19 protein-coding genes and 2 tRNA genes are annotated in these 22,008 nt (G+C 60.9%); 7 read left to right on the forward strand and 14 right to left on the reverse strand.

The genetic code is table 11. The features are described from left to right. Positions 1–16 precede the first annotated feature (16 nt). On the reverse strand, positions 17–1,135 hold the full coding sequence (locus AB4N42_RS09605) for an LOG family protein (RefSeq protein ID WP_030139439.1): 1,119 nt from the start codon (positions 1,133–1,135) through the stop codon (positions 17–19). 468 nt (positions 1,136–1,603) lie between these two features. On the opposite strand from AB4N42_RS09605, the gene AB4N42_RS09610 reads away from it, so the two are divergent. After that, the gene (locus tag AB4N42_RS09610; RefSeq protein ID WP_030139438.1) at positions 1,604–1,798 is read left to right on the forward strand and encodes a hypothetical protein; all 195 of its coding nucleotides are present in this window, start codon (positions 1,604–1,606) and stop codon (positions 1,796–1,798) included. Here AB4N42_RS09610 and AB4N42_RS09615 read toward each other — a convergent pair whose 3' ends face one another. Then, entirely contained in the window at positions 1,799–2,221 is a 423-nt protein-coding gene (locus tag AB4N42_RS09615; protein WP_030139437.1) for a quorum-sensing-regulated virulence factor family protein, read from the reverse strand. It abuts the gene before it with no gap. A gap of 183 nt (positions 2,222–2,404) precedes the next feature. Here AB4N42_RS09615 and AB4N42_RS09620 point away from each other — a divergent pair, with 183 nt between their 5' ends. The 3 genes from AB4N42_RS09620 (at position 2,405) to AB4N42_RS09630 (ending at position 4,450) form a co-directional block, all read left to right on the forward strand. Continuing rightward, positions 2,405–3,148 carry a tRNA-uridine aminocarboxypropyltransferase gene (locus tag AB4N42_RS09620; protein ID WP_460116130.1) on the forward strand — a complete coding sequence of 248 codons (744 nt, stop codon included), beginning with the start codon at positions 2,405–2,407 and terminating at the stop codon, positions 3,146–3,148. A 214-nt stretch (positions 3,149–3,362) separates the two neighbouring features. Then, complete coding sequence (gene erdR, locus AB4N42_RS09625) at positions 3,363–4,016, forward strand: response regulator transcription factor ErdR (RefSeq protein WP_030139435.1); 654 nt, start codon at positions 3,363–3,365, stop codon at positions 4,014–4,016. A 71-nt stretch (positions 4,017–4,087) separates the two neighbouring features. Next, the gene (locus AB4N42_RS09630) at positions 4,088–4,450 is read left to right on the forward strand and encodes a diacylglycerol kinase (protein ID WP_030139434.1); all 363 of its coding nucleotides are present in this window, start codon (positions 4,088–4,090) and stop codon (positions 4,448–4,450) included. A gap of 4 nt (positions 4,451–4,454) precedes the next feature. Here the strand turns inward: AB4N42_RS09630 and AB4N42_RS09635 are convergent, their stop codons facing one another. Then, positions 4,455–5,381 carry a LysR family transcriptional regulator gene (locus AB4N42_RS09635; RefSeq protein WP_039594356.1) on the reverse strand — a complete coding sequence of 309 codons (927 nt, stop codon included), beginning with the start codon at positions 5,379–5,381 and terminating at the stop codon, positions 4,455–4,457. A 122-nt stretch (positions 5,382–5,503) separates the two neighbouring features. Between AB4N42_RS09635 and fpr the strand changes: the two genes are divergently transcribed. Then, positions 5,504–6,283 carry a ferredoxin-NADP reductase gene (gene fpr, locus AB4N42_RS09640; RefSeq protein WP_003184787.1) on the forward strand — a complete coding sequence of 260 codons (780 nt, stop codon included), beginning with the start codon at positions 5,504–5,506 and terminating at the stop codon, positions 6,281–6,283. A 185-nt stretch (positions 6,284–6,468) separates the two neighbouring features. On the opposite strand, the gene tsaA is transcribed toward fpr, so the two are convergent. From tsaA to rimO, 5 genes are all read right to left on the reverse strand, one after another. Further along, positions 6,469–7,167 (reverse strand): tRNA (N6-threonylcarbamoyladenosine(37)-N6)-methyltransferase TrmO, encoded by a 699-nt coding sequence (gene tsaA, locus AB4N42_RS09645; RefSeq protein ID WP_334598232.1) that lies wholly within the window; start codon positions 7,165–7,167, stop codon positions 6,469–6,471. Positions 7,168–7,407: 240 nt separating this feature from the next. Beyond that, the gene (locus AB4N42_RS09650) at positions 7,408–7,869 is read right to left on the reverse strand and encodes a YehS family protein (RefSeq protein ID WP_030139431.1); all 462 of its coding nucleotides are present in this window, start codon (positions 7,867–7,869) and stop codon (positions 7,408–7,410) included. A gap of 57 nt (positions 7,870–7,926) precedes the next feature. Then, positions 7,927–8,637, reverse strand: coding sequence for an rRNA pseudouridine synthase (locus tag AB4N42_RS09655; RefSeq protein WP_030139430.1), 711 nt, complete (start codon positions 8,635–8,637; stop codon positions 7,927–7,929). Between the two features lie 82 nt (positions 8,638–8,719). Then, positions 8,720–9,193, reverse strand: a complete 474-nt coding sequence (locus AB4N42_RS09660; RefSeq protein WP_030139429.1) for a GNAT family N-acetyltransferase — start codon at positions 9,191–9,193, stop codon at positions 8,720–8,722. A gap of 243 nt (positions 9,194–9,436) precedes the next feature. Then, a complete protein-coding gene (rimO, locus tag AB4N42_RS09665) occupies positions 9,437–10,777 on the reverse strand; it encodes a 30S ribosomal protein S12 methylthiotransferase RimO (protein ID WP_431144618.1) in 1,341 nt (446 codons plus the stop codon). 334 nt (positions 10,778–11,111) lie between these two features. Between rimO and AB4N42_RS09670 the strand changes: the two genes are divergently transcribed. Continuing rightward, positions 11,112–12,953, forward strand: coding sequence for a potassium transporter Kup (locus AB4N42_RS09670; RefSeq protein ID WP_431147469.1), 1,842 nt, complete (start codon positions 11,112–11,114; stop codon positions 12,951–12,953). A 258-nt stretch (positions 12,954–13,211) separates the two neighbouring features. Here the strand turns inward: AB4N42_RS09670 and AB4N42_RS09675 are convergent, their stop codons facing one another. From AB4N42_RS09675 to AB4N42_RS09690, 4 genes are all read right to left on the reverse strand, one after another. Beyond that, complete coding sequence (locus AB4N42_RS09675) at positions 13,212–14,501, reverse strand: virulence factor family protein (RefSeq protein ID WP_030139426.1); 1,290 nt, start codon at positions 14,499–14,501, stop codon at positions 13,212–13,214. Next, positions 14,501–17,143 (reverse strand): bifunctional lysylphosphatidylglycerol flippase/synthetase MprF, encoded by a 2,643-nt coding sequence (gene mprF, locus AB4N42_RS09680; protein ID WP_460116131.1) that lies wholly within the window; start codon positions 17,141–17,143, stop codon positions 14,501–14,503. Before mprF ends, AB4N42_RS09675 begins: the two co-directional genes overlap by 1 nt. Before the next feature lie 150 nt (positions 17,144–17,293). Continuing rightward, positions 17,294–17,370, reverse strand: a tRNA-Met gene (locus AB4N42_RS09685). A gap of 207 nt (positions 17,371–17,577) precedes the next feature. Continuing rightward, a tRNA-Met gene (locus AB4N42_RS09690) sits at positions 17,578–17,654 on the reverse strand. A 282-nt stretch (positions 17,655–17,936) separates the two neighbouring features. On the opposite strand from AB4N42_RS09690, the gene dinB reads away from it, so the two are divergent. Further along, the gene (dinB, locus tag AB4N42_RS09695) at positions 17,937–18,998 is read left to right on the forward strand and encodes a DNA polymerase IV (protein WP_258648177.1); all 1,062 of its coding nucleotides are present in this window, start codon (positions 17,937–17,939) and stop codon (positions 18,996–18,998) included. A 202-nt stretch (positions 18,999–19,200) separates the two neighbouring features. Here the strand turns inward: dinB and AB4N42_RS09700 are convergent, their stop codons facing one another. Continuing rightward, positions 19,201–20,154, reverse strand: coding sequence for a hypothetical protein (locus tag AB4N42_RS09700; RefSeq protein ID WP_030139423.1), 954 nt, complete (start codon positions 20,152–20,154; stop codon positions 19,201–19,203). A gap of 17 nt (positions 20,155–20,171) precedes the next feature. Beyond that, the gene (locus AB4N42_RS09705) at positions 20,172–21,887 is read right to left on the reverse strand and encodes a proline--tRNA ligase (protein ID WP_030139422.1); all 1,716 of its coding nucleotides are present in this window, start codon (positions 21,885–21,887) and stop codon (positions 20,172–20,174) included. Positions 21,888–22,008: the final 121 nt, after the last annotated feature.

Genomic DNA, 22,008 nt, shown 5'->3' on the forward strand with positions numbered 1-22,008 from the left:
GTTTTTTTTATGGGCCTTAAGTGACCTTGATCGGTTCCCAGGTGAGCGGGTGGGCCTTGGTGGAAGGTTGAGCCCAGTTTTCCGGCAGGTTGATGTAGTCCACCAGCGCCCTTAAACGGCCGTGATCCCGGGCATTGAACGTAAATGCCAATCGCGTCAGATGGCTGAAAGGCGCTTCCTCGGGTTCTTCGCCGCTATAGGCATGCTGATGAAAGCAGTCGTTCAGGCACAGGTCGGCAAATTCGACCTGCATCTGTTGCAACGCCTGTTCATTGAGCTTGTGGTTCATGCGAATCACGAATTGATGCTTGAGCCAGCGGCTGGAATGGAAGTTGCGGTAGAACTGGTTGATTTCCTCCACCGCCTCCTCGGCGCTGTACACCAGGCGCATCAACTTCATGTCGGTTGGCAGGATGTAGCGGTTTTCCTCCAGCTGTTCGCGGATGAAATCCAGGGCGCTCTGCCAGAACTTGCCGCCGGGCGCGTCCAGCAGCACCACTGGCACTAATGGGCTCTTGCCGGTTTGTACCAGGGTCAAAACCTCTAGCGCTTCGTCCAGGGTGCCGAAGCCACCCGGGCAGAGCACCAGTGCGTCGGCTTCCTTGACGAAAAAAAGCTTGCGGGTGAAGAAGAAGTGGAAGGGCAGCAGGTTTTGCGTGCCTTCGACGGTCGGGTTGGCGTGCTGTTCGAAGGGCAGGGTGATGTTGAATCCCAGGCTGTGCTCCCGGCCCGCGCCTTCATGGGCTGCGGCCATGATGCCGCCGCCCGCGCCAGTGATCACCATCATGTCCGAGCGAGCCAGCGCCGCACCCAGTTCACGTGCCAGGCCATACAAAGGATGCTCGATGGGCGTTCGGGCCGAGCCAAAGACCGTGACCTTGCGGCGACCCTTGAATTGTTCAAGCGTGCGAAACGCGTGCTCCAGTTCCCGCAGGGCCTGAAGGGTGATCTTGGCATTCCAGCGGTTGTGATCTTCCTGGGCCATGCGCAGCACGGTCAGGATCATGTCGCGGTAGATGGGGAGGTTGGGGCTGTTGGGCGATACCAGGTTGAGTTGCTCTTCGACCTTGCGGGTGAGGTCGTGGCCATGGTTTTCAAAATGACGGCTGAGCAGATCATTCGGTTTGTACGGCATTCAGCTTCTCCTTCTGAACAGAACCCCCGGCCCTGACGAGAGATTCATCAAGGCCGCGACACCTCCTGTGCCGTTGTCAGTCCGGGCGCGTGCCCGGGCGTTAACCTGGCTCGACGCAATTTGCAGCAAGGCGGCCAAGCGATCCAATGGGTCCTGCTGTTTCCCTTGGATGAAAAAACAATCACGCGTCACGCATTGGCGAGGACAGCCTCTGTCTGCCCGATATCAGGTGATAGGTTGAATTTAGTCCGTTGCTGATCATGGCGCTCGAATATGAACGTTTGCAACTCCTCCCCAATTGTCCTGGGGGAATCGGAACTCACCTCGAATTTCGTACCGCTCGTCAGATCGCCGACTGGGTGCGTGCCGCTCTGATTTACTCAATAACAAGCGTGTCAAGCATTCGACGTCCAGGGCTGGGCGTCCGCGCGATGGAGTGAGGCATTGGATGGCAGGGAGGCGGGAGAGATGACCAGAGTGACTCTGGAACTCGACAGGCAGTTGTACCTGACGCTGTTGGAGGCGGCCCAAGCCAATCGGGTAAGCCTCGAGGAGGAGTGCTGCCGTCGATTGGAAGGCCGGGAGTGGCGCTCGCGCTATTTGCAAGCGCTGGTGGCGGAGCTGCGCGCCGACGAAGAGCAGCGGCGCGCGCGTACGGGCTGATTACTTCTTGGTCTTGGCTGCTTTCGGGCAATCCGATTCCTGGAAGCGTTCGGTGGCGACCGGGCGATTGGTCTTCACTTCAGTGAACTCGTAGCGCATGGTCGCGCCCTTGGCCATCAGCTTGCGGAAACCCGGATTGGTGCAGACCGTGGAACCCAATTGGAAGTAAACCGCCTTGGGGTCTGCGCGCATTTTCTGGGCATGGCTGCTTTGCACGCTGAGGTGGTTGATCAGCTCGGTGCCTTCAACGGTATAACCCTGGTCGAGAATGTCTTCGTTGATCGCCCGCGGCGTACCGACACTGCTTTCCTTGGCAACGTTCTGCAGCATCTTGTTCAGTTCGAGTTCTTTCAGCGACGCAGCCTGAGCGCTGATGGACGTCGCCAGCAGAACGGCAACGGTAGGGACGATAAGGCGCAGCATGAAACTCTCCTGGTTCAGTGACTGGTGGTTCGACCGGCCACGTGACTGTGCGTTCAGTGGCGGCGATTATAGGGGAGCCCAGGTGGACGGTACAGGCTTGCGCGCTCTGGTAGACTGCCGGCCTTCACTGTTCTGCCGAGTCCTGTTCGTGTCGAGTTCTCCTGTCTACGGGCATTGCCCGCGATGAACCATGCCCCTAACGCCGTAGCCCGCCTGCGCGACCAGCGTGTCGATGAAGGCATCAAGCCGCTCCAGGCCCGGGGCTGGCGCGCGCCCCGCTGTGGCGCTTGCCGGGTCATCGAGAGTCATTGCCTGTGCGCCTGGCGCCCTAGCGTCGAGACCCACTCCGGGGTCTGCCTGATCATGACCAATAAAGAAGTCTTTAAGCCAAGCAACACCGGTTGGCTGATTGCCGATGTGGTGCGTGACAACCATGCGTTCATCTGGTCGCGCACCGACGTCGATGAGCAACTGCTTGCATTGCTGAACGACCCGCAATGGCAGCCATACCTGGTTTTTCCAGGTGAGTATGTCGAACCGTCGCGGGTCACCCATACGGTCGAGGTCGACCCGGGCAAGCGTCCATTGTTCATCCTGCTGGACGCCACCTGGACGGAGGCGCGGAAAATATTCCGCAAGAGCCCTTATTTCGACCGTTTACCGATCCTGAGCCTGCTGCCGGACAAACTGTCGCGTTATCGCCTGCGGCGCTCGACGCGCAGTGAACACCTGTGCACCGCCGAAGTGGCGGCCCTGTGCCTTGAACTGGCAGGGGACAGCGACGCCGCGTCGGCGCTGGATGCCTATTTCGATGTGTTCAGCCAACATTACCTGGGCGCCAAGCGCCAGCAGGAAGTGGACGTATCGACCCCGGCCCATGCCGAATTGCAGCCCTTTGTCCGTGCCGGCCAAGCGGTATTGGCCTAATAGTGGCCCATACTGGACACAGCGGCGGCCGTGCTGCTTGACCACCCCGGCTTCGCTGGGCATGCTTGGCGCCGACCAGGGTGCGGCCAGAGTTTGAAACGCTGTGATTGGCGTTGAACGTGCCCCTGTGGATGCCGCTGTCGGCGGCGTCTTGAGTTGTTTGGCGAGGCGCGAATGCATCGGGCCTGCCATTAAAAACAGGATCATTTGAAAAATGGCCACATACGAAATCCTGATTGCCGATGACCATCCGCTCTTTCGCAGCGCGTTGCATCAGGCAGTGACCCTGGGCCTCGGCTCGGACGTCCGGTTGACGGAGGTGGCCAGCATTGCGGAACTGGAAACCCGATTGGCCGAGAAGGCTGACTGGGACCTGGTGCTGCTGGACTTGAACATGCCCGGTGCATATGGCTTTTCCGGCCTGGTGCTGTTGCGTGGGCAGTACCCACAGATTCCCGTGGTGATGGTCTCGGCGCAGGAAGAGGCCTCGGTGATGGTGAAGGCCCGGGAGTTTGGCGCCAGTGGGTTCATCCCCAAATCCAGTTCCCTGGAAATGATCCAGCACGCGGTCAAGGCCGTCCTCGATGGCGACGTATCCTGGCCGCCGCAGGCATTCGAGGCGGTGAGTGTGTCCGAGGAAGCCAAGGCTGCCAGTGAGGGATTGGCCAGCCTGACACCGCAGCAGTTTCGGGTGTTGACCATGGTGTGCGAAGGCCTCCTCAACAAGCAGATCGCCTATGAGTTGAACGTCTCGGAGGCCACCATCAAGGCTCACGTCACGGCGATCTTTCGTAAGCTCAACGTGCGTACGCGAACTCAGGCGGCACTGCTGCTGCAACAACTTGAGTCAATTTCTCCGCAATCGTAGCCTGTGAATTCACGCTTTTTTGACCGCATTTGCATTAGCGTCCCCACTCCTTTCGACCAGTTGCCAATTCTATGTCTCCTTTTAAAGGCCAAACCGGCCTGAAACGCATCCTCAACGCTTCCGGCTATTCCCTGGACGGGCTGCGTGCAGCTTTTGTCGGTGAAGCCGCGTTCCGTCAACTGGTGCTGCTCAACGTTATCCTGATTCCGTTGTCATTCTTCCTGAATGTCAGCCGCGTCGAGCAGGCATTGCTGGTCGCGGTATGCCTGCTGGCCTTGATCGTGGAGTTGCTCAACTCGGCGGTAGAGGCGGCGATCGACCGCATTTCCCTCGAGCTGCACCCGCTGTCGAAAAACGCCAAGGACATGGGCAGCGCCGCCCAGCTTGTCGCCCTGACGATGATTGCCCTGGTCTGGGGCCTCGTGCTGCTCTGATGGCTCAGGCAATGGCCGGCAGGACGATCTCATCGCTGCGCTGCACCCCTGCGGTGAATGCCCGGCATAGATCGAGGAATTCACGCATGGCCGAAGTCTGGTATTTCTGCTTGTGCCAGATGAAATAAAATTGCCGCGCCAAGTCCATGTCCGGGGTTTCCACGGCCACGAGGCTGCCGCGGCGGAATGCGTCACGCAGTGCCAACCGTGAGATGCAGCCAATCCCCAGGCCGGACTCCACGGCACGCTTGATCGCTTCGGTGTGTTCCAGCTCCAGGCGAATGTTCAACGCGCTGCGGTGGTGACGCATGGCCTGGTCGAAGGTCAGTCGCGTACCGGAGCCCTGTTCACGCAGGATCCAGGCCTCATGGGTCAATTCCTCCATCGTCGCCTGCCCACGCTTGGCCAACGGGTGCTGGGGCGCGCAGAACACCACCAGTTCATCCTCGACCCAGCTCTGCACCTCGATGTCCGGATGACTGCAGTCGCCTTCGATTAGACCCAGATCAATTTCATAATGGGCGACCTGGTGCACGATATTGGCAGTGTTTTGCACATGCAGCTTCACCTGGCTTTCCGGATGGCGCTGCATGAAACCGCCGATCAGCAGCGTCGCCAGGTAATTGCCAATGGTCAGCGTGGCGCCGACCGCCAGCGAGCCGAAGCCGGACTTGCCGTTGAGCAGGTCTTCGATTTCCTTGGCCTGGTCGAGCAATGCCACGGCTTGGGGCAGCAACTGCTTGCCCAAGGCGTTGAGGCTCAGTCGCTTGCCGGCGCGATCGAACAATTGGCAGCTGGATTGGCGCTCCAATTCAGTGATGGAGGTACTGGCGGCCGACTGTGACAGATTGAGCAGGCCCGCGGCGCGGGACACGCTTTCCTGCTGGGCGACGGCGACGAAGACTTGAAGTTGACGTAGAGTAAATCGCATATCTATATAACCGATAACCCTTATCTTAATAATCCATTTAACAGATATTGTCGCCGCCATTAGAATGCGATGCAATTGCGCAGATTATCGGCGTAGGCATCATTTCCAGGAGTCCCCCGTACATGAGCAACATGAACCACGAGCGTGTCCTCAGTGTTCATCACTGGAACGACACTCTGTTCAGCTTCAAGTGCACCCGCGATCCGGGCCTGCGCTTCGAGAACGGTCAGTTCGTGATGATCGGCCTGCAGCAGCCCAACGGCCGCCCGCTTATGCGCGCTTACTCGATTGCCAGCCCGAACTGGGAAGAACATCTCGAATTCTTCAGCATCAAGGTGCCAGACGGTCCGCTGACTTCGCAGTTGCAGCACTTGAAGGAAGGCGACGAGATCATCATCAGCAAGAAGCCTACCGGTACGCTGGTGCTGGACGACCTCAAGCCTGGCAAGCATCTTTACCTGCTCAGCACCGGCACCGGCCTGGCGCCGTTCATGAGCGTCATCCAGGATCCGGAAACCTACGAGCGTTTCGAGAAGGTGATCCTGTGCCACGGCGTGCGTTACGTCAATGAAGTCGCCTACCGCGAGTTCATCACCGAGCACCTGCCACAGAACGAGTTCTTCGGTGAAGCGCTGCGTGACAAGCTGATCTACTACCCGACCGTGACCCGCGAGCCATTCGAGAACGAAGGCCGCCTGACCGACCTGATGCGCAGCGGCAAGCTGTTCCGCGACATCGGCCTGCCGCCGATCAATCCACAGGACGACCGCGCGATGCTGTGCGGCAGCCCAAGCATGCTCGACGAGACCAGCGAAGTGCTCAACAGCTTCGGCCTGACCGTTTCGCCGCGTATGCGCGAGCCGGGTGACTACCTGATCGAGCGGGCGTTTGTAGAGAAATAAACTTCGGCATTTGCGGTGGCTGACCGACCGCCATCGCGAGCAAGCTCGCTCCCACATGGGGCCTGTGTTCAAAAAACCTGTGGGAGCGAGCTTGCTCGCGATGGCAGCGACTCGATCCAGCAGATGCCCCAAAAAAAGCCCGCGCCGCCTGATGAAGGCCGCGCGGGCTTTTTCGTTTCCGGGTTTTATCCAACCGCAGGAATGACTTCCAACACCCGAATTACCCCCGCCTCCGGGTAATGCCAACGCACATCCAGATCCCAGAACTGAGCGCCATATTCCCGTTCCGCTGTAGGAACCTGGTACGCCGGGCGTGGGTCTTGGGCCAGGCATTGTTCAATCAGCTCCACCAAAGGCTCTTCCAGGCGCGTGGCATGCTCGCGCGCTTGAAGCAGGGCAGCTTCCGCCCATTGCACCGGAATCAACCCAGGTGCTGCGTTGGCCATGCTGTTGGTGGCCGAGTCGATGCTGTCCGCATAGGGCACGTAGGGCTTGATGTCCAGCACCGGAGTGCCGTCCAGCAAGTCGATGCCTGAGATCCACAGGCGTCCGGCTTCGACCCGTTCCAGCTTCACCACCGACTGGCCGATGCCGTTGGGGCGGTGAGTCGCACGGGTGGCGAAAACCCCCATGGATTTGTTGCCCCCCAGGCGTGGCGGGCGGACTTTCAACCGAGGCTTGTCTTCCAGGGCCTGGTGGAACAGGAACAGCAACCAGACATGGCTGACCTGTTCGAGGCCCTGCACCGCCTCGCCCTGGTCGAACGGCGCCACCAGTTCCAGCACGCCGCGTGCGGCGGGGGCCAGTTGCGGTTGGCGGGGGATGGCGAATTTCTCCTTGAAGCAGGAGCGGACGAAGCCGATGGGGGAGACGCTGTAGGTCATGGGCTGGGATCGACGCAGGATTGAATGGGCATCATAGCGCGGGGGCCAAGATTGACACTGTTCTCTATAGCGGGAGCGTTTTTGTGGCGAGGGAGCTTGCTCCCGCTGGGCCGCGAAGCGGCCCCCTGGTTTTGTCTGACACATCGCGAGGGGACGCTGCGCGTCCAGCGGGAGCAAGCTCCCTCGCCACAACAGCTCTGCAAGCATCAGCAGAGTTTCAAGCGTTAGCAGCCCTTCTTATCAGCCGCGAACGCGCAGCGTCAGCCCCTTGAGAAAGTTGCGCAGCAATTGGTCGCCGCACGGGCGATAGTTGGTGTGGCCGAATTTGCGAAACAACGCGCTCAGTTCCGGCTTGGACACAGGGAATTCGGCGGCCTTGAGGATGGCGTGCATGTCGTCCTCCTTCAGCTCGAACGCCACGCGCAGTTTTTTCAAAATGATGTTGTTGGTTACCGGCACTTCGATCGGTTGCGGCGGACGGCTTTCGTCCTTGCCACGCTTGAAAATCACCAGGCCATCGAGAAAATGCGCCATAACCAGGTCCGGGCAGAACACGAAGCCTTCTTCCTCGTCCTTCTTGAGATAGCCGGTGAGGTCCGCCAGGGACACTTCCAGCCCGCCCAACTTGATGATCTCGATGACTTTCTTGTCGCTGATGTCGAGCATGTAGCGCACGCTGCGCAGTACGTCGTTGTGAATCATGTGTGCAATCCTGATGAATCGGCAGTGGGCGCCCCGGTTCGATGCGGCGCCGGAAAATTAGAATTTCTCTTTGGCAGACAGGTAGCGCCACTGGCCCAAGGGCACCTTGCCGATGGACACGCCGCCGATGCGGATGCGGCGAATGGCGACGACCTTCAGGCCGACCGCCTGGCAAAACAGCGCGATGACACCGGGTTGCGGGTTCTTCATGGCGAAGCGCAGGCGGTTTTCGTTCTGCCAGCTGGCCTTGACCGCCGGCAACTCCTTGCCTTTGTAGGTCAGCCCGTGGTTCAAGCGATTGAGGCCGTGGGCGACCATCTCGCCTTCGACTTCCACTACATATTCCTGCTCGATCTTGGCGGCGTCGGCGGTGAGCTTGCGCAAGATCTTCCAATCCTGGGTGAACACCAGCAGCCCGCTGGCGTTGGCCTGCAGGTCGGCACTGGCGGTCAGGCGCAGGAAATGGCCCTTGAGTGGGCGCTTGCCGAAGCGATGCTCCTCGCTCAAGGTCTGTGGCCCGAGGGTTGCCATGGCGGTGTCGACATCCATGCCCGCCGGGACGTTCAGCAGCAGCGTCACGGGCTCCGGCGCGGTGGCCTTGGCCTCGGGATCGAGTGCGACCTTTTGGGTGGTCACCTTGAACTGCGGCTCGTCGATCACTTCGCCGTCGACGGTGACCCAGCCGCCCTCGATGAACAGCTCCGCTTCCCGACGGGAACAGCCGACGAGTTCGATGAGGCGTTTGGAGAGACGAATCGGGTCAGTCATGACGGGGCCGTAACAAAAAGAGGGTGGGCATTGTACCTGTGTGGCGCCGGTTAATCGCGGGTCCATTTGCCTCATGCCGTTTTTAGCCGCGTCCTGCCTTCAGGTCGGGTTGTTTGTAGCGCATGTGCAGCAGCGGGTAGGGCTGGTCCATTCCATCCCGTGCCGAACGGCCGACGACTTCGAAGCCTTGCTTGAGATAGAAACCCAGGGCCTGTGGGTTCTGTTCATTGACGTCCAACTGGTCGGCGTTCAAGTTTTCCATGGCGTAGCGCAGCAATTGTTTACCCAGGCCCTGGCCGCGATGTTCCGGGTCGATGAACAGCATTTCAATCTTGCCAGCCGCCACCCCCGCAAAACCGGTGATGCGTTGACGATTGTCGCGGGTGCAGATGAGCATCACCGCGTCCAGATAGCGGGTGAGCACGAGGTTTTTCAGCAGCTCGATGTAACTGTCTGGCAAGAAGTCATGGGTGGCCCGTACCGAGGCCTCCCAGACCCGGGTCAATTCCTGGTAGTCGCTCGGTTTCGGTGTGTGGATGACCGAATGCTGGCGCATGTCCGCCTGTTCCTTGTGATGGAGGTTTCCTGTCTGCATACGATAGCCGTAAAAAAGCCCTGCATCTTGTTACAGAGCAGGGCTTCATCAAGTTTTTTCGTGAGCCGGCGAGTGGCTTGCAAACAATCCGTGGCGAGGGAGCTTGCTCCCGCTCGATTGCTTAGCAATCGCAAAGATGGGGCTACTTCGTAGCCCAGCGGGAGCAAGCTCCCTCGCCACAACAGCGGTCCCGCTTTGTGCGGATCAACCGATCTGCTCAGCCCACAAATCATACTCATCGGCGTCGGTGACCTTGCACCAGACCTTGTCGCCCGGCTTCAGGTTGCTGCCGTTGTCGATGAACACGTTGCCGTCGATTTCCGGAGCGTCGAAGAAGCAGCGGCCCACGGCGCCTTGTTCGTCGACTTCGTCCACCAGCACTTCGATTTCACGGCCGATGCGCATCTGCAGGCGTGCCGAGCTGATGGCCTGCTGGTGCGCCATGAAGCGCTCCCAACGGTCTTGCTTGACGTCGTCCGGTACCACGTCCAGGTCCAGGTCATTGGCCGGTGCGCCTTCGACGGGGGAATACTGGAAGCAGCCGACGCGGTCGAGCTGGGCTTCGGTCAGCCAGTCCAGCAGGTACTGGAAATCTTCTTCGGTTTCGCCCGGGAAGCCGACGATGAAGGTCGAGCGGATGATCAGGTCCGGGCAGATTTCGCGCCAGTTCTTGATGCGCGCCAGGGTCTTGTCTTCGAAGGCCGGACGTTTCATGGCCTTGAGCACCTTCGGGCTGGCGTGCTGGAACGGGATGTCCAGGTACGGCAGGATCTTGCCGGCGGCCATCAGCGGGATCAGCTCATCGACGTGCGGGTACGGGTAGACGTAATGCAAGCGGACCCAGACGCCAAGTGTGCTCAGTGCTTCGCACAGCTCGGTCATGCGGGTTTTCACCGGCGCGCCGTTCCAGAAGCCGGTACGGTACTTGACGTCGACGCCGTAGGCGCTGGTGTCCTGGGAAATCACCAGCAGTTCCTTGACGCCGGCCTTGACCAGGCGCTGTGCCTCGTCGAGCACATCACCCACCGGACGGCTCACCAGCTTGCCGCGCATCGACGGGATGATGCAGAAACTGCAGCTGTGGTTGCAGCCTTCGGAAATCTTCAGGTAGGCGTAGTGACGCGGGGTCAGCTTGATGCCTTGCGGCGGCACCAGGTCGATCAGCGGATTGTGGTCCTGGCGCGGCGGCACGACTTCGTGCACGGCATTGACCACTTGTTCGTACTGCTGCGGCCCGGTCACCGACAACACGCTCGGGTGCACGTCGCGGATGTTGCCTTCTTCCACGCCCATGCAGCCGGTCACGATGACCTTGCCGTTTTCCTTGATGGCCTCGCCGATCACTTCAAGGGATTCGGCCTTGGCCGAGTCGATGAAGCCACAGGTGTTGACCACTACCACGTCAGCGTCCTGGTAGGTGGACACGACGTCATAACCTTCCATGCGTAGCTGGGTCAGGATGCGCTCGGAGTCGACCAGAGCCTTCGGGCAACCCAGGGATACGAAGCCAACCTTCGGGTTGGCTGGCGCAGGAGTGGTGGACATGTCTAACCTCGGTGTAGGGGGATCGTCTCTTGCCGAGACAGGGCGCCTGACGCGCCTCTGATCAAAAAGTGCGCAATTCTATCCGTGGTCGACGCACTTGACCAGCTTTATACCGGGAAATGCGACGAGTGCTGCGCTATGCTTCGCGCCTTTGCCTTCTGGCTATTGCTACAGTCAACAAAACGTCTGTAACAAAGCGTAAAACGGCGCATGCTGCGCCGCAAAGCGTTCGGCTTCGCTAATAGAAGAAAGGTCTGGAAATCGGGAGTGTTGGATGGGTCATGCAAGTAGTCAGGCGGTGGGTGCCGAGCATTCGGCAGCGAAACCGCTGAGCATGCTGGTCGCGGCGGTCGGGGTGGTTTATGGCGACATCGGCACGAGCCCGTTGTACACCCTGAAGGAAGTGTTTTCCGGTGGTTACGGCGTACCGGTCAACCACGACGGGGTGCTGGGGATTCTCTCACTGATTTTCTGGTCGCTGCTCTGGGTCGTTTCGCTCAAGTACATGATGTTTGTCCTGCGCGCAGACAACCAGGGCGAGGGCGGCATCATGGCGCTCACCGCCCTGGCGCGGCGGGCGGCGGCGGGCAGGGCGCGGTTGCGCATGTTGCTGGTGGTCTGCGGCCTGATCGGTGCGGCGCTGTTCTACGGCGACAGCATGATCACCCCGGCGATCTCGGTGCTTTCGGCGATCGAAGGGCTCGGCCTGGCGTTTGACGGTATCGATCATTGGGTGGTGCCGCTGTCCTTGGTGGTGCTGGTTGCCCTGTTCCTGATCCAGCGCCACGGCACTGCGCGCATCGGCATCCTGTTCGGCCCGATCATGGTGACTTGGTTCCTGGTGCTGGGCGCCCTGGGTGTGTATGGCATCAGCCAGCACCCGGAAGTGTTGCAGGCGGTGAATCCGGCCTGGGCCGTCCGGTTCTTCGTTGTGCATCCGGGCATGGGCGTGTCGATCCTCGGTGCAGTGGTGTTGGCGTTGACCGGCGCCGAAGCGCTCTACGCCGACATGGGGCACTTTGGTCGCAAGCCGATTGCCCGCGCCTGGTTCCTCCTGGTGTTGCCGGGCTTGATGCTCAACTATTTCGGCCAGGGCGCCTTGCTGCTCGGCGATCCGGAAGCGGCGCGCAACCCGTTCTATCTGCTGGCGCCGAGTTGGGCATTGCTGCCGCTGGTAGGCCTGTCGACGCTGGCCACGGTGATTGCCTCCCAGGCAGTGATCTCCGGCGCGTTTTCGCTGACGCGCCAGGCCATCCAACTCGGTTACATTCCGCGCATGTACATCCAGCACACCTCCAGCGCCGAACAGGGCCAGATCTATATCGGCGCGGTGAACTGGTCGCTGATGGTCGGCGTGGTGTTGCTGGTGCTCGGTTTCGAGTCGTCCGGTGCGCTGGCTTCGGCCTATGGCGTGGCGGTGACCGGGACGATGCTGATGACCACGATTCTGGTTTCGGCCGTGATACTGCTGTTGTGGAAGTGGCCGCCGTTGCTGGCGGTCCCGGTTCTGGTTGGTTTCCTGGTGGTGGACGGGCTGTATTTCGCCGCCAACGTACCGAAAATCATCCAGGGCGGCGCATTCCCTGTCATTGCCGGGATTGCCCTGTTCGTGCTGATGACCACTTGGAAGCGCGGCAAGCAATTGCTGGTGGACCGTCTCGACGAGGGCGCGTTGCCGTTGCCGATCTTCATCAGCAGCATCCGCGTCCAGCCCCCCCATCGGGTCAAGGGCACTGCGGTATTCCTGACCGCGCGTTCGGACGCCGTGCCTCATGCGCTGCTGCACAACCTGTTGCACAACCAGGTGCTGCATGAGCAAGTGGTGTTGCTGACGGTGGTGTACGAAGACATTCCACGCGTGCCGCCGCAGCGGCGTTTCGAGGTCGATGCCTACGGCGATGGATTCTTCCGGGTGATCCTGCACTTCGGTTTCACCGACGAACCGGACGTGCCCGAGGCGCTCAAGCTCTGCCACCTGGATGACTTGGATTTCAGTCCGATGCGCACGACATATTTCCTCAGCCGCGAGACCGTCATCGCCTCCAAGCTCGAAGGCATGGCGCGTTGGCGCGAGTCGCTGTTCGCCTTCATGCTGAAGAATGCCAACGGTAACCTGCGGTTCTTCAACCTGCCTTTGAACCGGGTGATCGAGTTGGGGACTCAAGTGGAGATGTAACTTCTGCAAATAAAAAAGCCCTCGTTGCCTTGCGGCGGCGGGGGCTTTTTTGTAGGCGACACAAATGCTGATGCCAAACCAAAACCCCTGTGGGAGCGGGCTTGCTCGCGAAGGCGGCGTGCCAGTTAGCGATTATGTCGACTGACACGCCGCCTTCGCGAGCAAGCCCGCTCCCACAGGGTGTTGTGCAGGTCGAGCTGGCACAAAAAAGCCCCGGCAACCGTAAGGCTGCCGGGGCTTTGTCAGGCTCGCACCCGCTTACTGCTCGGCAGGCTTGCTCTGCCGCTTGTTGATCTCATCGATCAACCGCTTGGCCAGGGCCGGGTAGTTTTCATCGAAGTGGTGGCCGCCCGGCAATTTGATCGCCTCACCCACGGCCGTCTTGTCGGTGCAGCCGCTTTCGTCGGCTTCTTCGCCGCCATAGATGCACACCACTTTCTCGGCGGGCAGCTTGGCCATTTCCGGGCCCGTGGCGGCTTCGGTGCCGGCGTTGCCGAGCCAGCCCTCGACCTCGATCTCGAAGCTGCCGGTACGGGCGAAGGCGAGCAGGATAATCGCATCGACCCGCTGTTGTTCGGTAGCGGGCAGGCGGTTGTAGATCGCTGGCAGCACATCGGCGCCGAAGGAGTAGCCGGTCAGGATGAAGCGCTTCGTGCCCCAGATCTGCCGGTAGTGCTGCATCAGTTCGGTCAGGTCGGTCGCGCTCTGTTCGGGGCTCTTGTGCTGCCAGTAGTAGCGCAGGGTGTCGATGCCGACCACCGGGTAGCCGAGCTTGGCCATTTCGTCGGCCACGTCGCGGTCCAGGTCGCGCCAGCCACCGTCACCGGAAAGGAACAGCGTCACGGTATCCCGCGTTTGGCTGGCAGGCACTTCCACCACCGGGATGCTCAAGCCACCCTTGCCCTTTTCGGTACCGACCAGAATCTTGCGCAACTCGTTGTTCAGCACCTGCGGCAGGTTGATGTCGTAGTCGCTGATGCTGGTTTCGGCGTTGTGCTGGTCCCGCACGAAACCGGCACTGGTGTCGTCGGGGTTGTCGTTCCAGGCCACCAGCCAGCGACCGTGGGCGGCGCTTTTCGGCAGCAGGTGCGTGCAGCCGGGTTTTTCCAGGGCCAGGTCCACCGAAACGGCCTGGGCCTTGTCGTCCTTCTGTTCCGCCAACCAGCGCCAGGCCAGCACGGCGCCAGGGCCGATGCCGCTGACCAGCGTGGCCGGCCCATGAAGCTGTCTCAGGCCAGCCTGCAAGGCGCGGCCTTGCAACATGCAGTCCTTGGGCAAGATCACCTGGACGATCTCTGCCGAGCCGCTGCGGCTGAGGGTCGTCAGTTGGGTGTCGCTGAGCTTCTGGTCTTCATTGACCGCCACCAGCACATGGGCACGCGACTTGGTGCCAGGAATGACCCGGGTCATCGCCACGCCGTCGGCGGGCTCCAGTTGTTCCAGGGTCGGTTGCGGGGCGGGGCGGTTCCAGTACCAGTAGCCGCCACCAAGAATCACCGCCAGCACCAGCAGGCTGGCTACCAGGTATCGCCAAAAGCGTTGCGTCATCAGCGTTTCACCAATCCAGTCAGGCCGCCTGCAATCAGGGCGGCGGTATCGGCCAGCGCGACCAGCGGATCGAGTCCGGCGGGCACGGCCATGTAACGAGGTTCCCAGTCAGGCTGGAATTTGTCCTTGAAGCGGCGCAGTCCCTGGAAATTGTAGAGCTGCTCGCCACGGCGGAACACCATCGAACCCAGGCGCTGGGTCAGCGGTGCGCCACGACGCGGTTGCAGGCCCGAGAGCGGGACCATGCCGAGGCTGAAGCGGGCGTAGTCATGGTTCTTATAATGTTGGATCAGGCCGACCATCATGAACTCCATGGTCAGTTTCGGGGCTTCGGGGTGGGCGCGCATCAGGTCGAGGCTGGCCAGTTCATGGCTGTGGGTTTCCAACAAGTTGGCGAACGCGACTGGCTTGCCCTCGAAACGAATCACCGCGATGCGGAAATGCTTGAGGTAGTCGTCGCTGAAGCGGCCCAGGGAAAACCCCTTTTCCCGTACGTTCTTGCCGGTCAGCCAGGCATCGGAAATGACCTTGAGCTCATCCATCGGCGCCTGCCCCGGCTCGTGGAACTCCAGCGACAGGCCATCCCGGGTGCCGCGGTTCCAGGTGTAACGCAGGTCCTTCATCTCCTTGCCCTTGGCCTCGAGGTCGAAACGCTTGAGGTTGACCCGCGCTTCTTCGCCCAGCTTGATCGCGGTCAGGCCGATGTCCATGTAGTACGGCAGGTTTTCGGCACGTACCTGATAAAACACCGGGCGAGCATGATGAATGTCGCAAAGGTCGCGGAACTGCCAGATCATTTCCGCCCGTTGCTGGGTCGGTCCGATCGGATCATACAGTGCCACCAGGCTGCGGCCGCGACGCGCGTACATCAGGAACGCTTCGTCGTTAGGGTGAAACAGCAGCGCCTTGTCACCGGTCAGGGCCAAGCCACCGTCCGGTTGCGAGGACGCCATGAGAATGGTCTTGGCACGCTCCAGCTCTTCCGCCGTGGGCTGATGGATCACGGGGCGCGCCGTGCGCAGCAGCCAGGTCAGGGAAACCACCACCAGCAGGACGGCGGCGCCCAACAACGAGCGCAGGCCTCGGGGGGCATCGGCATCCAGGGTAAACTGCCACCACAATTGGTGACTGTAGGGCACGTCCTGATAGGCAAACAGCAACAGCCAGATCGATGCGCCCAGCACGCAGAGGCTGGCGATAAGGAACAAAGGCGAAAACGGCAGTTCGGTCAGGCGACTCGGACGGTAGAAAGAGCGCCGGAACACTGCCAGCAGGGCAGCGGTCAGGGTCAGCAGCGTGGCTTCTTCCCAGTCAAAGCCCTTGAGCAGCGAGAGCAGGGCGCCCACCAGCAGCAAAACCGTGGTCAGCATCCAGGCGGCGGACAGGCGCCGGCGCAGGCCTTGGGCCAGCAACAGGCAGAGCACGCCCACCAGGCTCGCGCCGAAGTGCGAGGCGTCCACCAGTCGATGGGGAATCAGGAAGCCGATGTGCTCCAGGCGTGTGTCGATCTCGGGGGTGACACCGGAAAACAGCAGCACCACGCCAGACAGGAATACCAGTACGGCCAGGATCGGCGCGGCAAAACCTGACGCCGCACGCAGGGTCTGGCGCGTCTGGAACAGCCGTTGCGCCTCGTTGATCAGCAGCAGCACGCAGGCCACCAGCATCGGCAGCAGTACGTAGATCAAGCGATACAGCAACAGGGCGGCGGCAAGCGGCGCGGCGCCCAGTTTATCGGCAAACGCGGCCAGCAGGATCGCTTCGAACACCCCGACGCCACCCGGCACATGGCTGAGCACGCCGGCGGCCAGCGCGAGCAGATACACCAGCAGGAATGGGCCGAACGGTGGCGCTTCCGGCAACAGCAGATAAAGCACAGTGGCGGCCGCTGCGACATCCAGCGCCGTGATGACCAATTGCAGGAATGTCAGGCGCCGGCCCGGCAGGCGCAGCGTGCGGCGACCGGCCTTGACCAGCAGGCTGTCCCGGTAGGGTTGCTCAGGCAACCGACGACGATAGATGCCAACGGCCAGCACGCTGGTGAGCAACAGGACCGCCACGGCGATCGAACCCAGCAAGACGGCGGGAAGGTGCAAGGCGGCAGACGCGGCGGGCAGGTTGCTCAGGGTTGCCAGCGCGGCCAAGGGGGGCAGCGCGCAGCCCAGGGACAGGCTGGCGAACAAGGTCATATGGGCGACGTCGGCTGCTCCCAGGCCATGCCGCGCATACAAGCGATAACGAACCGAGCCGCCCGACAGCAATGAGAGGCCGATGGCATTGCCAATGGCAAACGCAGTGAAACCGCCGAGGACCATGGTTTGAGGCGGCAGCGTTACGCCCGCGTAGCGGGTGGCGGACCATTCATAACCCAGCAGAATCACGAAGCCGGCGACGGTGGCGACAATTGCGCCGAGCAGCGCCGGCCTCGGCACGTCGAGGATCGAGTCATGCAACGCGTAAAGATCGAGCTCGCTCAGGAGGTGGCGACAGGCGATCAACGCGATCGCAAACAGCAGCAGCGTGACGGCGAGACCGATAGGTTGGCGGTACTGGCTGATCCGATCCAGCCAACGCAGTCGCTCGGCCTTGATCGGTTGTGTCGCAGTAACGGGGTCTTGCGGGTCAGACGAGTGGGCGCGCATCAATCACCTCTTGAGCTATGCGCGACAGGATGGGGGTATCCAGCCAAGTTACCAATCCCTGCGGCGGAAAATAATTACAAAATATTTGTAATGCGGCTTTTTCGACAGACACAAAAAAGGCCACTCTTTCGAGCAGCCTTTCTTGATATTTGGTTGCGGGAGCCGGATTTGAACCGACGACCTTCGGGTTATGAGCCCGACGAGCTACCAGACTGCTCCATCCCGCGTCTGTGTGGCGGCATTCTACAGGCGAACGCCAGAGTGTCAACCGTTAATAAGGCAAAGGGGCAAATTAACGGTCGTTCGCCTAAATGCTCGAAAAACAAAAGGAAATTGTCCTACAACTCAGGGCGCCTAGCGGCGACGTCTGTCGGTTGGTATAAAACTGGCGCCCACAAAAAAGGCCACTCTTTCGAGTAGCCTTTCTTGATGTTTGGTTGCGGGAGCCGGATTTGAACCGACGACCTTCGGGTTATGAGCCCGACGAGCTACCAGACTGCTCCATCCCGCGTCTGTGTGGCGGCATTCTACAGAGGATTGGCGCACTGTCAATCCCTTATCCGGAAAAACCTGTTCCGCTTCAATTGGTTAGCCTTCCGAAAGGTAATGTGACAGCGCTGCGACGCACGCCTGGCAAGGGTTCGCGCTCTATTGCGGGGCTCGGTGCGATTAAGGAAATAAATTTACCTGGGCATTTTCCAGGTCCGCTGCAGGATATTTCAAACTACTGGTGCTATATACAGGTCCGAATGCGATACTGGCGCTCCGATTGGTCCCATATGCCGCTTCTTTTATGACGCAACGCAAAATCATCCACGTCGACTGCGACTGCTTCTATGCCGCTATCGAAATGCGCGATGATCCACGGCTGGCCGGCAAGCCCCTGGCGGTTGGCGGTTCGGCGGACCGGCGAGGCGTGATCGCTACTTGCAACTACGAAGCGCGGGCCTACGGCGTGCGTTCGGCCATGTCTTCCGGCCATGCCCTGAAACTCTGCCCTGACCTGACCATCGTCAAGCCGAGGATGGAGGCCTATCGGGAAGCGTCGAAGGAAATCCACACAATCTTCAGCGATTACACTGACCTGATCGAGCCGCTGTCCCTGGACGAGGCGTACCTGGACGTCTCCGCCAGCGCGCATTTTGGCGGCAGCGCCACGCGTATCGCCCAGGACATTCGTCGGCGTGTGTCCAATCAACTGCACATCACCGTCTCCGCAGGCGTCGCGCCGAACAAGTTTCTCGCCAAGATCGCCAGCGACTGGAAGAAACCCAACGGCTTGTTCGTCATAACCCCCGATCAGGTGGACGATTTCGTCTCGGCGCTACCAGTGAGCAAGCTCCACGGGGTCGGCAAGGTCACCGCCGATAAACTGAACAGGCTGGGTATCGTTGATTGCCTGCACTTGCGCCAATGGGACAAGCTCGCGCTGGTGCGCGAATTCGGCAGTTTCGGTGAGAGGCTCTGGAGTCTTGCCCGTGGGATCGACGAGCGCCTGGTGCAGAACGACAGCCGGCGACAGTCCATCAGTGTGGAAAACACTTACGACGTCGATTTGCCCGACTTGAAAAGCTGTCTCGACAAGCTGCCGGAGCTGATGCAGACCCTCAGTGGGCGGATGGCGCGGATCGACAGCAGTTACCGGCCGGGCAAGCCGTTTGTTAAGGTGAAATTCCATGACTTTACCCAGACCACCCTGGAGCAGGCCGGGGCAGGGCGGGACTTGGGCAGTTACCAGTTGCTGTTGACCCAGGCATTCAACCGGGGCGGCAAGCCGGTGAGGTTATTGGGGATAGGGGTACGGTTGGAGGATTTGCGGGGCGGGTTTGAGCAGTTGGAGTTGTTCGAGCGTTGAGCGCTCGCCAAAGGGTAACGCTGTTCATTAAGGTCCTCTGGACCCTTGTGGCGAGGGAGCTTGCTCCCGCTCGGCTGCGAAGCAGTCGTGAACCGGCGAGTGCGGTGTATCTGGAGCTCCGCATTCGGCAGTTTTTTGGGGGTCGCTTCGCGGCCCAGCGGGAGCAAGCTCCCTCGCCACGGGGGGAGCATCCGAACTGGAGTCAATTGGCGCCAGGATCCGCCACCAACCGCCCGCCATCCTTGGTCAAGGCTTTCATGAACTCGGTCTGCAGCTCCGGATCGTTGCGGGTCAGCTCGATCAGGCTCTGTTCCAGCTCGCTGGCTTCTTCTTCAAGCCCCAGTTCCGACAGGCGTTTGACCCGGTGGACCCACTGGCTCACTTCGTCATCTTCCAAATCGTCGTAGATCAGCCCATGGGCCTCCACCAACTTGCTGCGCAGCGTGCTGCTGATGCTCAGGGATGAATCGGTGTGCACCTCGTCCTGGGCATCGGTCACGCTGATCTGCAATTTCCCGAATTGGCTCAGGTCATGTTCGGCGAAGGGGCTTTCCAGCAAGTTCAAGCGCAACACGCCATTGCGGTCTGTGCTCATCTCGAACGTCTGGCGAGCGGCTTTCACTTCGACCGGGCGCTCGCTCCAGGGCAGGCTCGAGTGTTCCGTGCGCTTGTCACGCTGGACTTCGTCGATACCGGCAAGGTTCTGTTGCGCCCGACCGTTGGAAGGTACGTTCATGAACGGGTTCAGCCCGGCGAAACCGTAGCTGATCCAGTCGCGGGTCGCGGAGTCGGGGAGGCTGCCCAAGGCGAATACGTTGACCACGTTCGCGCCGACGCCAGCGACCACCGCTACCGCGCCCAGCGGGATCTCGTAGATCTCCCGCCAAGGCTGGTAGGGCGTGTAGCGATCGTAGTGGCGGGTGACTTCGAATTCGGTGACTTCGAAAGTCTTCTGCTCATTGATCCGTACCCGACGCTGCGGCAGATCGAGCACCTTGGGTTCGCCCACATCGATCTGCAGGCTATGGTCGAGCAGCTTTCGCTCGATCCGTTCTTCGTGCTCGTTGCGTTGCGACATCTGGTTGGCGCAGCCGCTGACCAGCAGGGCGCCGCACAGTGCGGCGCCCCCGAGGCCTAAGGTGTTTCGCTTGAACATGACGTCTCTATCTGGTCTCAGCGGCGGATACGGGCCTGGAGGAAGGACAGCACGTCGGCGACCGGCAGCGCTTGCGGCTCGGCCTCGGTACGGCTCTTGTATTCCAGGTTGCCTTCGGCCAGGCCTCGGTCGCTGACCACGATCCGGTGCGGGATGCCGATCAGCTCCATGTCGGCGAACTTGATGCCGGGGCTGGTTTTCTTGTCGCGATCGTCCAGCAGCACCTCGAAGCCGGCGGCCGTCAATTCGGCGTAGAGCTTGTCGGTGGCTTCGCGAACCTGTTCGGTTTCATAACGCAGCGGCACCAGGGCGATCTGGAACGGCGCGAGTGTGTCGCTCCAGATGATCCCGTTCTCGTCGTTGTTCTGCTCGATGGCGGCGGCCACCACGCGGGACACGCCAATGCCATAGCAACCCATCTGCAGGGTGACTGGCTTGCCGTTCTCGCCCAGCACTTCGCATTTCATCGCCTTGCTGTACTTGTCGCCCAGCTGGAAGATGTGACCGACTTCGATGCCGCGCTTGATTTCCAGGGTGCCCTTGCCGTCCGGGCTTGGATCGCCGGCCACGACGTTGCGCAGGTCCGCGACGGTTGGAACCGGCAGGTCGCGCTCCCAGTTCACGCCGAAATAATGCTTGTCATCGATGTTGGCACCGATGGCGAAGTCGCTCATCAATTCCACGGAGCGGTCGATGATGATCGGCAGCGGCAGGTTCAGCGGGCCGAGGGAGCCGGCGCCAGCGCCGATGGCGTCGCGCAGCTCGGCATCGGTGGCCATGACCAGCGGGCTGGCGACGCCAGGCTGGTTGGCGGCCTTGATTTCATTCAGCTCATGATCGCCACGGATGATCAGGGCAATCAGCTTGCCTTCTTCTTCCGCACGCACGATCAGTGTCTTGATGGTGCGCTCGATGGGCAGGTTGTAGCCTTCCACCAATTGGGCAATGGTCTTGGTGTTCGGCGTGTCCACCAGGCGCAATTCTTCGGCCGGCGCGGCGCGGGATGTTTCCCGTGGCACGGCTTCGGCTTTCTCGATGTTTGCGGCGTAATCGGAGCCGTTGCTGAAGACAATGTCGTCTTCGCCGGATTCGGCCAGGACATGGAATTCATGCGAGCCGGCACCGCCGATGGAGCCGTTGTCGGCTTCTACAGGACGGAACTTCAGGCCCAGGCGAGTGAACACGTTGCAATACGCCTGGTGCATGCGGTCGTAAGTGACCTGCAACGACGCCAGGTCGGCATGGAACGAGTAGGAGTCCTTCATGATGAACTCGCGACCGCGCATCAGGCCGAAACGCGGACGGATCTCGTCACGGAACTTGGTCTGGATCTGGTACAGGTTGATCGGCAGCTGCTTGTAGCTGCTCAACTCGTTGCGCATCAGGTCGGTGATCACTTCTTCGTGGGTCGGGCCTGCACAGAAGTCGCGACCATGACGGTCCTTGATGCGCAGCAGCTCGGGGCCGTATTCCTCCCAGCGCCCCGACTCCTGCCACAGCTCGGCCGGTTGGGTGCTCGGCATCAACACTTCCAGGGAGCCGGCGGCGTCCATCTCTTCGCGAACGATGGCTTCGACCTTGCGCATCACCCGCAGGCCCATCGGCAGCCAGGTGTACAGGCCGGAGGCGAGTTTGCGGATCATGCCGGCACGCAGCATCAGCTGATGGCTGATCACGACGGCGTCGGAAGGCGTTTCTTTCTGTGTGGCGAGCAAAAATTGACTGGTGCGCATGGTTGGCCGTTGTCGGTTGCTGATGACGAGAAGTGACGCAGCATTGTACGGGCGAGATGCCCTGGCGTACAGGCGCGTGGCCTGTTGCCGGATCCAGGCGCCGGTTTCTTCGGCGCCTGCT

Source organism: Pseudomonas sp. H2_D02, from assembly GCF_054677635.1.

Coding starts and splice junctions, on each gene's coding strand:
- AB4N42_RS09605 (WP_030139439.1), bottom strand. CDS start 1,135: ATGCCGTACAAACCGAATGATCTGCTCAGCCGTCATTTTGAAAACCAT.
- AB4N42_RS09610 (WP_030139438.1), top strand. CDS start 1,604: ATGACCAGAGTGACTCTGGAACTCGACAGGCAGTTGTACCTGACGCTG.
- AB4N42_RS09615 (WP_030139437.1), bottom strand. CDS start 2,221: ATGCTGCGCCTTATCGTCCCTACCGTTGCCGTTCTGCTGGCGACGTCC.
- AB4N42_RS09620 (WP_460116130.1), top strand. CDS start 2,405: ATGAACCATGCCCCTAACGCCGTAGCCCGCCTGCGCGACCAGCGTGTC.
- erdR (WP_030139435.1), top strand. CDS start 3,363: ATGGCCACATACGAAATCCTGATTGCCGATGACCATCCGCTCTTTCGC.
- AB4N42_RS09630 (WP_030139434.1), top strand. CDS start 4,088: ATGTCTCCTTTTAAAGGCCAAACCGGCCTGAAACGCATCCTCAACGCT.
- AB4N42_RS09635 (WP_039594356.1), bottom strand. CDS start 5,381: ATGCGATTTACTCTACGTCAACTTCAAGTCTTCGTCGCCGTCGCCCAG.
- fpr (WP_003184787.1), top strand. CDS start 5,504: ATGAGCAACATGAACCACGAGCGTGTCCTCAGTGTTCATCACTGGAAC.
- tsaA (WP_334598232.1), bottom strand. CDS start 7,167: ATGACCTACAGCGTCTCCCCCATCGGCTTCGTCCGCTCCTGCTTCAAG.
- AB4N42_RS09650 (WP_030139431.1), bottom strand. CDS start 7,869: ATGATTCACAACGACGTACTGCGCAGCGTGCGCTACATGCTCGACATC.
- AB4N42_RS09655 (WP_030139430.1), bottom strand. CDS start 8,637: ATGACTGACCCGATTCGTCTCTCCAAACGCCTCATCGAACTCGTCGGC.
- AB4N42_RS09660 (WP_030139429.1), bottom strand. CDS start 9,193: ATGCGCCAGCATTCGGTCATCCACACACCGAAACCGAGCGACTACCAG.
- rimO (WP_431144618.1), bottom strand. CDS start 10,777: ATGTCCACCACTCCTGCGCCAGCCAACCCGAAGGTTGGCTTCGTATCC.
- AB4N42_RS09670 (WP_431147469.1), top strand. CDS start 11,112: ATGCTGGTCGCGGCGGTCGGGGTGGTTTATGGCGACATCGGCACGAGC.
- AB4N42_RS09675 (WP_030139426.1), bottom strand. CDS start 14,501: ATGACGCAACGCTTTTGGCGATACCTGGTAGCCAGCCTGCTGGTGCTG.
- mprF (WP_460116131.1), bottom strand. CDS start 17,143: ATGCGCGCCCACTCGTCTGACCCGCAAGACCCCGTTACTGCGACACAA.
- dinB (WP_258648177.1), top strand. CDS start 17,937: ATGACGCAACGCAAAATCATCCACGTCGACTGCGACTGCTTCTATGCC.
- AB4N42_RS09700 (WP_030139423.1), bottom strand. CDS start 20,154: ATGTTCAAGCGAAACACCTTAGGCCTCGGGGGCGCCGCACTGTGCGGC.
- AB4N42_RS09705 (WP_030139422.1), bottom strand. CDS start 21,887: ATGCGCACCAGTCAATTTTTGCTCGCCACACAGAAAGAAACGCCTTCC.